Source organism: Pontibacter sp. HSC-14F20, from assembly GCF_019599265.1.
Lineage (GTDB): Bacteria > Bacteroidota > Bacteroidia > Cytophagales > Hymenobacteraceae > Pontibacter.
On sequence record NZ_JAHZTC010000008.1, the window covers coordinates 210,171 to 220,619 of the forward strand.

The window sequence follows — 10,449 nt, forward strand, 5'->3', positions numbered from 1 at the left end:
TCTCTTGTTGCGGACCCGCTTTATTTTCTGATAATTTTATCGACCTCTGTCTGGTTAACGCTAACCGGAGTTTTTTCCTGCAGCTGCTTCACCCACTGCTCGTCCAGGTAGTTCTGGTAGTCAGCGGTTACCTGACCTCTTACCTCAGCAAGCTGCTTTTGCGCAGGTGCCAGCACGTCATGCACGATCACCAGGTACTGGCGTCCGTTCAGTTCTGTATTGTAAGTGCCTTTTTCCCACTTCACGGCATCTACAGCTTTATTCTCGCCTTTCTGGAATCGCTTCTCCGTAATCTGAACACCCAGCGGGTTTCCGGCATTCAGGTTTTCGGCCAGTGTGCTCAGTTCAGAAGAATAAAGCATGAACGATACGCGTCTGTTGCGACGGCGGCCGGTTTCAGTGTTATCAGCGGTAACTTGTTTGGTTTTACCCAGTGCTTTGGGGCTGAGTTGGTCAGCTGCTACACCACGGCTTGTCAGGAAGGTGACAATGGCTTTAGAGCGCTCTGCAGAAAGATCACGCTTGCCTGTTGCCTCACGGGCATCGGCATGCCCATTCACTTCCAGCGTCAGATTCGGGTTGTTGTTCAGGCGGTCAGCCAGCTCATTTAGTCGGGCTACACTTGCCTGGTCCGGTGTGGCGCTGTTTGTTTCAAAGGTAATATCGGCTGGCTTGCCGTTGCGTACTTCGTAGCGGCGCTCGTTTAGCTGCTGTTGTGCCTTAGTAAGCAGCTCAGCATTGGCAGCGCTGATCACCGTAGCATGTGCACGTTCCTTCCACTGGTACTTGTCGCGGTTCTGCTCAAAGAAGGCTTTGAGACCAGCGGTATCTTCCACCGCCTTCGACCATACCTTCTCGTCCATTAACTGGAACAGCAGGATGCCGTCATGATACTCACGCACCAGCATACGGTAGTCGGGGTATTTATTCTCCAGGTTGGCACGCTCATACGCCAGCAGACTCTTCTGCACAAAGTTATCATAGAGTGAGTTCATGTGGTGCTGCGGGGTGCCGGCTACGCGCGGGCGCTGCTCAGCCTTTACGTAGGTATAGAAGTCAGCTACGGTATAAGGCTTGCCCTGTATCGTAAAAAGTGTATTCTTCAGTGTTTTGTCGGTGGCATCAAAGTCCCACTTGCCTTCCAGCAGATCATCTGTAGCCTTGCCCATAGCGGCGGCTTTTACAGTAGCATCTTCGCTAAAGTTATTTTCGGATTTAATGCGCTTCAGGAAGGCTGCTTTGTTGAGTTCAGAACGAGAGTCCTTGGCGATCTTGTTGCGCAGGTTCTGCTCCATGTCTTCAAACGAAGGAAGCGTCTGCTTGCCGATCAGCTTGATGATGTGCCAGCCGTAAGGTGTCAGGACCGGAGGAGCTACTTCGCCCTCTTTCTTCAGACCAAACGCTACCTCCTCAAAAGAAGGGATCATGCGACCGGTACCGAACCAGGGCAGCTCGCCGCCGTTGGCAGCAGAGTTGGCATCCTCCGAAAATTCAGCGGCCAGGCGGTCCCAGTTCTCGTTACGCTGCACACGCTTGTAGATGGCGTCGACGCGCTGCTTGGCTGCTAGGGAATCGGCTTTGGGCATACCTGGCGTAGCACGCACCATAATGTGGGCTACCTTCACTTCGCCCTGCGCGGCACGCTTATCGTTTACCTTGATCAGGTGATAACCGAACCGGCTGCGAACCGGCTGCGAGATCTGGCCAACCGGTGTTTTGTAGGCGGCATCTTCGAAGCGGTATACCATCTGCATGGCCGTAAAATAACCCAGATTACCTCCGTTTTCACTGGCGGATGGATCCTGCGAAAACTCACGGGCCAGCTTGTCGAAAGGTTCTCCGGCTTCGAGTCGCTTGCGCAGCTCCAGGGCTTGGTTGTAGGCTGCTAGTGTGTCCTGCGGACTTGGGTCGTTTGGCAGACCCAACAAAATGTGTGATGCGTTTACCTCCTGTTTCAGGCGCTCGTAAGCCTCCCGCACCAGTTGGTCGGTTACACTTTTTTCAGTGAGGTAGGGTTGTGCAAGTTGTTCTTTGTATCCCTCCAGTTCGCGCTTAAAAGCGGTGGTGGTGTCCAGGCCACGGCTCTCGCCTTCCATTACCTTCAGTTTGAACCGGGTATAGAGGTCGAGGTACTCGCTTACACTCTGGCGGGTATAGGCGTCTTCATTGTCCCCGTTATTTTTCTCATACACATACTGGAACTCTGATGTGTAGATAGGTTGGGAGCCAATGGTCGCAATGATAGGTTCCTGTTTGTCATTCTTCTTAGTTGCGGTACAGCCAGCCATGACAAGGGCTGCTGCCGCAACAAGTAGTTGATTGCTGCGCATAAATAGATGATAAACGAACGCTTGGTTTTGCCCTGACGAGGTCAGATCATGCAATTTTAGTTAATTTTTCTGACAGATTAGTCAAAAAGTACCACTATAATCCTATTGCATGCGATTTCGTTCCGGATAACGGACATGGGCCGCTAAAAGTGTGCAGTTCAGCCCTATTTAATTTTTTTGTACAGGAAGCAGGTGTTTTGCCTGGCGTTAGACTCAAACTCCACACGATCCATGATACGGTTGACCAGGGCGATGCCGACGCCACCCTTTTTTCCGACCCGGATGTGCTCTTCGATGTTTGGCTCTTTATACTCGGAGCGGCGGAAAGCCACACCGTTGTCGACAATCTCAAATTTGAGCATGCCGGCCTTCTCCGTGATGGAGAGGGAAATGTTTTTAGACGGGTCTTCGCTGTTGGCATGGATGATGAGGTTCGCGCATATCTCATCCACGGCCAATACGATCTGGTTCATCTGAATGTCTGTCAGTTTATACCCTGCCAGATACTCTGTAACGAAGTCCCGTATTTGCTTCAGATTTTTTTTAGTACAGCTAACTGAAATTTTGTTATTCATCTGCAATAGTCATGGCTTCCTCGTAATCCGAAACGATGGTCATGAGCAGGTCGAGGCCCAGGATTTCGAATACGTTGCGCACTTTGTCCTGCATATTGTAAAATATGAGTTTGATCTGTGCATCTTCAAAGCGCTGCAGGTGCGAAATGAATACCCCGAGGCCGGCAGACGAGATGTAGTTCAGGTCATTGCAGTCTACCAGGATCTTGCTGTAGGTCATGATCTCAGGGTCGGAAAGTGCTTCATCGAGCATTACAGATGAGCTTGCGTCCAGTTCACCATCCAGGGTAATGATGATCGTTGTGTCTTTGATTTGGTTTGTAATTTTCATCGGCATCCTTTACGTATAACTATTCACTAGGTTGAGTCGGTTTAAATTTGATGACAAGCAGCGTCTGGTCATCATATATATTTTCTGTGGGACCGGTAAAGTCCTCGAGGTCGTTAATAATAGCGCATTTTATATCTTCGGCCTCCAGATGGTAGGTTTGAGTGAGCATGTAGCGTAGTCTATCTTCTCCGTACTCGTCGTTGGTCGGGCTGCGGGCTTCCACAATGCCATCTGTGTAGATCACCATCACATCGGTGGGGTTGTAGTCGTAATACATCTCCCGCACATGGTTGTTGTAGCTCTTATCACGAATGATGCCAAGCCCCAATCCATCCGTCTGAAAATAGAAGGTGTCGTCCATCATGGAGTTGTAATACAAGGTATGGCAGTGCCCCGCGCGGGCAAACATAAAGCCCTTCATGCGATAATCAATGATGTATAGCGCAGAAGTGATAAAAGAGGTTTTCTCAAGGCAGCGGCTCAGGGCGTTGTTGGCCTGTTTCATGAACTCACTTGGTGGCATATCCTGTTGCATCAGGCCGTGAAAGATACCTTTCATCTGGGCCATGTGGAAAGCTGCCGAAATACCTTTGCCCGACACGTCGCCTATGATGATGGCGATGCGCGACTCGCTCAGTTGCAGGAAGTCATAGAAGTCACCACCTACTTCCTTGGCTGCTTTAGCATGAGTCGCGATCTCAAACCAGCTGTCACTCGGGAATTTTTTCGGGATCAGGCTGTCCTGTACGAGTGAGGCAATCTTGAGCTCTTCTTTATAACGCTCATTTTGCAGCGACTCGTGTACCAGGCGCAGGTTTTCGATCGTGAGGATAGTCTGGTTGGTAAAAGTGCGCAGTACATTCACGGTTTCCCTGTCAAAGCCCTGTTCAATATCCTTCAACAGGTATAGCACCCCAAAAAGATGTTTCTTGGATTTGATCGGCAGGATAATTAACGACTTCCAGGGCAGCGTGAGGTCACGAAAGCCGGGGTTGCGGTCGAGGTTGTTGTTGATGTAGTCGATATGCTGGATGTTGTAGGCCAGCAGCAGGTGCCGTATACGCTTGATCTGCTCTTCTTCTATGGTGAGCTGGTGGCACAACTCTATTCCATCTTTTTTCTCGCCTCTGAAAATCTCGAGCCAGGCGGCGCTGGCATCGGCTGCCTTTACGGTACTCTCGAAGAGCATGTCGTATACCTGCTTCTCGCTCTGGCCCTGCTGTATAGACTGGCTCAGGCGCTGGAAGTTGAGCAGGTCTTCGCTCTTTTGCTCAAACACACTCGAGGTAGGCAGACTGAAAAGCGCTACCAGAAAGGCAGCCAGGGTATAGAGTGCCACAAAGAACATGGCCAGCAGCAGGAAACCCACGTCAGAGTAATCGATCACCAGCAGCGGGCTGTCCGCAAAGTCGTTGAAGAAGTCAGCAAAGATGAAGCAGGCCAGCAGGATGGCCATGAGCAAAATAAGTGATCTTCCTTTTTTGTTGAACGTCAGGTAGGCGACCCACTTCAGGTTGGTGCAAAGGAACAAGGTATAGAGTCCGATAAGGCCCAGCAAAGGCAGGAAGATCAGGCTGCTGTAATTGAAGTTGAGCAGCGTGAGCATCAGCGTAGCAAAGAGCAGGATTTCGTACCAGTCCCAGGCAATCTGGATAAACTTGTTTTTATGGTAGAGGATCAGCTGCCGCCATACATAAAAGGCCTTCGCCAGAAACAGCACCAGTAAGCCAAAATTTACCTGGTAGACCATGTGCAGCAGCAGCGGCGACTGCACACTGGAGTAGTTGGTAACCATGCGGTATACCATGTATAAGGCAACACTCAGGTAGGCGGCTATACCTCCTTTGGCAAAGATGTTCCAGAGGTAACCAATAAAGTCAATTCCTTTTAGATTGTCAGCGCTCATGCGCTGGAAGCCAAAAACAGATATGATGAAAACAACGATGAGGAAGTTGTTGACGAAAGGCAGTTCCAGCGCATGAGAGCTTTCCCGGTGCATACTCTCCGCCGCCAACAGCACATTCGCCAGCAGGAGTGACCAGCTGATCAGGGCCGAGGTAATAAATAGAGATTTTGCGTTGGTTCTATAAAGCATAAAACGGAAAACCGTGCTTAGTTTATTGGCGGCTGAAAATGGCTTGCCCGATACTTTATCAGTTTGTAAGGTAAGAAAAATTTTTGCTCTTTGGCCAAGTTGTCAAGGTGAGTTTTGAAAGAACAACTTGCATAACGTAAAATAGAAGAAGTAGGTTAGCAAAAGGCCAACCTACTTCTTCTTTACTGATTTTATGAATTGACTAGCGGCTGTAGTTTGGAGCCTCGCGCATGATGTGCACATCGTGCGGGTGACTTTCACGCAGGCCAGCCCCTGTTATTTTCACCATCTTAGCTTCTTGCAGCGTAGGTATAGTCGGTGTACCGCAATAGCCCATGCCAGCGCGGATGCCACCCACCAACTGGTAGATCACCTCCGACACCAGGCCTTTGTAAGCTACACGGCCCACTATACCTTCCGGTACCAGTTTCTTGCTGTCTTTTTCGTTGCCCTGAAAGTAGCGGTCTTTCGAGCCCTCTTCCATTGCTTCGATCGAGCCCATGCCGCGGTAAGTTTTGAACTTACGTCCTTCGTAAATGATCATCTCGCCCGGAGCCTCTTCGGTGCCAGCCAGCAGGGAGCCTACCATCACGGTACTCGCGCCTCCGGCCAGTGCTTTCACGATGTCGCCTGAGAACTTGATACCACCGTCGGCAATAACCGGTACACCGGTGCCCTGCAAGCCTTTGGCGGCTTCCATTACGGCAGACAGCTGCGGCATACCTATACCTGCAATCACGCGGGTAGTACAGATACTGCCCGGCCCAACGCCCACTTTCACGGCATCGGCACCTGCATCTGCCAGCGCTTTCGCGCCGTCGGCTGTGGCTACGTTACCGGCAATCACCTCCAGCTTCGGGAAGTTCTCTTTGATCTTGCGGACAACGTCGAGCACTCCTTTGGAGTGACCGTGCGCCGTGTCCACGCTGATTACGTCAACACCAGCTTCAACCAGCGCCTTGATGCGGTCCATCACGTCAGGAGTTACGCCAACGGCGGCACCTACGCGCAGACGGCCGTACTCGTCTTTGCAGGCGTTCGGGCGGTCTTTCTTTTTCAGGATGTCTTTGTAAGTAATCAGTCCTACCAGGTTGCCGCGTTCGTCCACCACCGGCAGCTTCTCGATCTTATACTGCTGCAGGATATCTTCGGCTTTGGCCAGGTCAGTTCCTCTTTCGGCTGTGATCAGATTTTTGCTGGTCATAATCGCCGTAACTTTTTGAGTCAGGTCTTTCTCGAAGCGCAGGTCGCGGTTGGTAATGATACCCGTTAGCTTGCCCTCTCTGTTGATGACAGGTATACCGCCAATCTTATTCTCGACCATCAGCTGTACGGCATCACCCAGGGTAGCGTCTTCCTGCAGCGTAATTGGGTCAAGGATCATACCGCTCTCGGAGCGCTTCACTTTGCGTACCTGTTCTGCCTGCTCCTTGATCGACATGTTTTTGTGAATGATGCCGATGCCTCCTTCCTGCGCCATCGAAATGGCCAGTTCGGTTTCGGTAACAGTGTCCATCGCGGCTGAAAGCAGCGGAATGTTGATGCGGATATTGCGTGTAAGCTGTGTGGAAGTATCAGTGTTGTGGGGGAGCACCTCGGAGTAGGCCGGGAGCAGAAGCACGTCGTCGTAGGTGAGTGCCTCAAATACTATTTTGGATTGATCTGCGATCATTGGCAAATAATTTAGGGGTCCTTATTTGCCGCGTAAAATTACATAAATTAATCCGGATAATTTAGCAAGAGTCGCGAGAAATTTATTCAAGTCCTCCATTCAACGTATTCCGTGCGTTTTAATACCTCTGAGTGCTTAACGTTAGGGAATATTATAAAAAGGAGATGAAAGCCGCTGATTCAGAAAAGACCTGGTGCCATATACCTAGTAGACCCGCATTGTCGGGTCTACCTGCGTTGCCCAGGCGTGAATGCCGCCTTTGAGATTGAGTAGATTGTCGTAGCCGAAACGTTGGGTCAGGTATAGAATAGCCTGTGCGCTGCGGTAGCCATGGTGGCAAACCATCACCACGGGAATGTCGCGGCGGATACGGTTTACCTGCTTCGGCAAATCGCCCAAAGGTATGAGCTCGCCACCCAGGTTGCATATCTCAAACTCCAGGGGCTCACGCACATCCACGATATGTAATTCTGCGCTGCGGACCAGTCTCTCTTTTAATTCCTGTGCTGTGATCTCTTCCATTGTCGTCGTGCTGTTGCCTAGGCTATACCTTAAGCTTTGGCGTTTTGGTTTCGATTTGCAAACTTAGCAACAAATTAGCCTAAAGCATGGGCTTATACAGGTATAGATGGCAGAATTTTACAATAGTATTCTTGAAGCATTGCAGGCGATGAGCCTGGTAGAAGCAATAGGGGTAATTACAGGTATAGCCGGGGTGTGGCTGGCGGCCCGGCAGCACATCTGGACCTGGCCCATCAGTGTGGTGAGCGTAACGGCTTATGTTTTCGTTTTCTATGAAGCCCGCCTTTATGCGGATATGGGGTTGAATGCCTTTTATATCATCACGAGTTTTTATGGCTGGTACGAGTGGCTATACGGGGGCAAAGGGCATACCGAGCGGAAAGTTACCAGAGTGGGGCAGCGGGAGTTAGGTATAATGATTGCGCTTGTGGTGGTGTTTACGGGTAGCTTGGGCTATTTTCTGGATAATTATACCGATGCCGATCTGTCGTATACCGACTCGGCTACTACAGCAGTGAGTTTGATGGCTTATTGGATGATGGCCAAAAAGCGACTTGAGAACTGGCTGGTATGGTTGGCTGTGGACGTGGTGTACATCGGCGTATTTACCTACAAGGAATTATACCTGACAGCTTTCCTTTATTTCATCTTTCTGATTTTGGCTACCATGGGCTATCTAGATTGGAAGCGGGATATGGAAAAGGAAGCTGCAGCTCCTGTTACAAAGTGATTATTAGAAATATCCTATTTTATGTTTCTATCTTATGCAGTCATGGCATGGTATGTGCCGTACATGAGTGTAGCTGAGGCAATCGTTGAATTTTAGTGCGCCAAAGTATGCGAGTACCTATGTTCCACGCTTACAACGACACTATGTATGAAGAACCACAAGATTGAATTGCCGGATGAACTCAAGTATGAGAACCGTATGAAGTGGGGATACGAGTCTCCGGACGAGAGCCCTAAACGCCTGATGCTCTGTCAACACGGTGATAGGCACCCCAGGGAGGTGGAGGTGTATAATTTTTATGATTACAGCTTCACAGAGAATTAAAATCACCTGTCTTACCTAACCTGACAGAGAGAAATTACAGCGGGAATACATTTTAAAGAATGTGTTCCCGCTTTTTTTATATCTGAATTTGCGCTCAGTATCTTCATTGATTTATAGAATGCAAATTATCTGGCAGGTATCGCTGGACAGGCCTAACATAATCAGATCAAGCTATATTAATAATTAAAGTTTATACACAAATCGTGATATATATTTCTGGTTAAAGTTGCTTACACTGCAATCATCATCATTCACCCGCCGTTACACTATCTAAACTATAAATAGGAAAAACCCATACTTTAATTTGAGATTTCATAGTATATTAGGTTTAAGTTCAACTATTTAACAGGTGGTTTACAAGTGCTAAGCTGTTAACTTGTGAAAAATCGCTACTACTCTTCCTTGCTTACCCTATAAGCCATTGGTAATTGCACCCGCCATACCAATTCTGATTTCCAATTAAGGAATACTCACATTATTTTCTCAACCGATCATGCAAAACGCATACTATTATTGGCATTGCCTTCTACGGCCAGGCCCATTTTAATACTTCAATTTTATTGAGTAGCACTCGACTACTTAAGTCTCATCTGTCAATATCATGCTTCTCCCCGATGAACACATAAAAATTGGACAGGCACTGCTTTGCCAATTTTTCAGCTTTACAAACACAACTCAACCACATTCTCACAACCAAAAATCTTTACACTAATGGAAAATCTCAATAATTACACGGGTAGGGCAAAGGATGCTCGCTCGAAGAACCAGCTACTAGGGCTATGGCGGTATGCTATGGTGCTGGTAGCTTTTATGATATATTCAAATGAGACATTTGCTCAAACCTTTCCCCCTGTAAGCTCCTGTACATCGAAGGATTTAGAGTTAGTTGAAGCTGAATTAACCGGAGGAGATGTGTGTAACACTTGTCAACCTGGTACTGAAATTACTAGAACCTTAACTTTATCTATTTATAATAAAACAGGATCAAAAAGAACTTCATTCGCCTTCTGGGGTACATTGGAGATATATGATTCAAACGGGAATTTTAAAAGTTCAAGATCTATAACAGGATGTAATGGCCCAATAGCACCAAATAGTATTACACCTCTTCCTTATGGACAGATTACATATACCTGTGGTGATGCAATAAAAATTACTAACCTCTATTTAGCATGGACTGAAGCTTCTCCTAATGCAATTTGTCCTCTAGATCCATCAACTATAAACCCTAAATGCGGTACACTACCTGAAATTGTTGTAAATACAGGGGTTGACGCTAGCTTTACAAATACTAATGTTAGCTGTTTTAACGGTAGTAATGGTGCTATTAACATGACCCCTTCAGGTGGCTCAGGCTCCTACACATATTTATGGACTGCAAGTAATGGGGGTGAGATTCCTAGTGGACAGACAAATAATCAGGATTTAACTGGTTTGAAAGCTGGTACTTATACAGTAACTGTAACAGATGGGAATAATTGCTCAATTACAGAAAGTACAACTATTGCACAGCCGAGCGCCATCGTGGCCAGCGCGGAGGTGACGACTGTGATTACCTGCTCGGGTGGCACGGCCACGGTGACCATCACCGCCAGCGGCGGCACCTCGCCGCTGAGTTACACCTTCAACGGGGTGACCAACGCGACGGGCGTCTTCACGGGCGTATCGGCGGGCAATGGCCTGGCCTGGTCGGTTGCCGACGCCAACGACTGCCCTGCCACTGGCACGATCGACGTCGAATCTCCGAGCGCCATCGTGGCCAGCGCGGAGGTGACGACTGTGATTACCTGCTCGGGTGGCACGGCCACGGTGACCATCACCGCCAGCGGCGGCACCTCGCCGCTGAGTTACACCTTCAACGGGGTGACCA

General features: G+C 48.8%; 9 protein-coding genes. 3 read left to right on the top strand and 6 right to left on the bottom strand.

Annotation, left to right across the window (positions count from 1 at the left end; genetic code table 11):
• Positions 1-20: 20 nt before the first annotated feature.
• The 6 genes from K3G39_RS10350 to K3G39_RS10375 form a co-directional block, all read right to left on the bottom strand.
• Positions 21-2,330 (bottom strand): peptidylprolyl isomerase, encoded by a 2,310-nt coding sequence (locus tag K3G39_RS10350; RefSeq protein WP_255594228.1) that lies wholly within the window; start codon positions 2,328-2,330, stop codon positions 21-23.
• Between the two features lie 164 nt (positions 2,331-2,494).
• The gene (locus K3G39_RS10355; protein WP_220626092.1) at positions 2,495-2,905 is read right to left on the bottom strand and encodes an ATP-binding protein; all 411 of its coding nucleotides are present in this window, start codon (positions 2,903-2,905) and stop codon (positions 2,495-2,497) included.
• Positions 2,898-3,236, bottom strand: a complete 339-nt coding sequence (locus K3G39_RS10360; protein WP_220626093.1) for an STAS domain-containing protein — start codon at positions 3,234-3,236, stop codon at positions 2,898-2,900. Before K3G39_RS10360 ends, K3G39_RS10355 begins: the two co-directional genes overlap by 8 nt.
• A 19-nt stretch (positions 3,237-3,255) precedes the next feature.
• A complete protein-coding gene (locus K3G39_RS10365) occupies positions 3,256-5,331 on the bottom strand; it encodes a GAF domain-containing SpoIIE family protein phosphatase (RefSeq protein ID WP_255594229.1) in 2,076 nt (691 codons plus the stop codon).
• Between the two features lie 202 nt (positions 5,332-5,533).
• Entirely contained in the window at positions 5,534-7,003 is a 1,470-nt protein-coding gene (guaB, locus tag K3G39_RS10370) for an IMP dehydrogenase (protein WP_220626094.1), read from the bottom strand.
• A 204-nt stretch (positions 7,004-7,207) separates the two neighbouring features.
• Positions 7,208-7,525 carry a rhodanese-like domain-containing protein gene (locus K3G39_RS10375; protein WP_220626095.1) on the bottom strand — a complete coding sequence of 106 codons (318 nt, stop codon included), beginning with the start codon at positions 7,523-7,525 and terminating at the stop codon, positions 7,208-7,210.
• A 106-nt stretch (positions 7,526-7,631) separates the two neighbouring features.
• Between K3G39_RS10375 and pnuC the strand changes: the two genes are divergently transcribed.
• From pnuC to K3G39_RS10390, 3 genes are all read left to right on the top strand, one after another.
• Entirely contained in the window at positions 7,632-8,255 is a 624-nt protein-coding gene (gene pnuC / locus K3G39_RS10380) for a nicotinamide riboside transporter PnuC (RefSeq protein WP_220626096.1), read from the top strand.
• A 147-nt stretch (positions 8,256-8,402) separates the two neighbouring features.
• A complete protein-coding gene (locus K3G39_RS10385; protein WP_220626097.1) occupies positions 8,403-8,579 on the top strand; it encodes a hypothetical protein in 177 nt (58 codons plus the stop codon).
• A gap of 711 nt (positions 8,580-9,290) precedes the next feature.
• Positions 9,291-10,449: SprB repeat-containing protein (locus K3G39_RS10390; protein ID WP_220626098.1), on the top strand; the 1,159-nt coding region annotated here is incomplete at its 3' end.

What these genes read in the sequence shown, in the direction of transcription:
- K3G39_RS10350 (WP_255594228.1), bottom strand. Translation starts at nt 2,330, where the DNA reads ATGCGCAGCAATCAACTACTTGTTGCGGCAGCAGCCCTTGTCATGGCT.
- K3G39_RS10355 (WP_220626092.1), bottom strand. Translation starts at nt 2,905, where the DNA reads ATGAATAACAAAATTTCAGTTAGCTGTACTAAAAAAAATCTGAAGCAA.
- K3G39_RS10360 (WP_220626093.1), bottom strand. Translation starts at nt 3,236, where the DNA reads ATGAAAATTACAAACCAAATCAAAGACACAACGATCATCATTACCCTG.
- K3G39_RS10365 (WP_255594229.1), bottom strand. Translation starts at nt 5,331, where the DNA reads ATGCTTTATAGAACCAACGCAAAATCTCTATTTATTACCTCGGCCCTG.
- guaB (WP_220626094.1), bottom strand. Translation starts at nt 7,003, where the DNA reads ATGATCGCAGATCAATCCAAAATAGTATTTGAGGCACTCACCTACGAC.
- K3G39_RS10375 (WP_220626095.1), bottom strand. Translation starts at nt 7,525, where the DNA reads ATGGAAGAGATCACAGCACAGGAATTAAAAGAGAGACTGGTCCGCAGC.
- pnuC (WP_220626096.1), top strand. Translation starts at nt 7,632, where the DNA reads ATGGCAGAATTTTACAATAGTATTCTTGAAGCATTGCAGGCGATGAGC.
- K3G39_RS10385 (WP_220626097.1), top strand. Translation starts at nt 8,403, where the DNA reads ATGAAGAACCACAAGATTGAATTGCCGGATGAACTCAAGTATGAGAAC.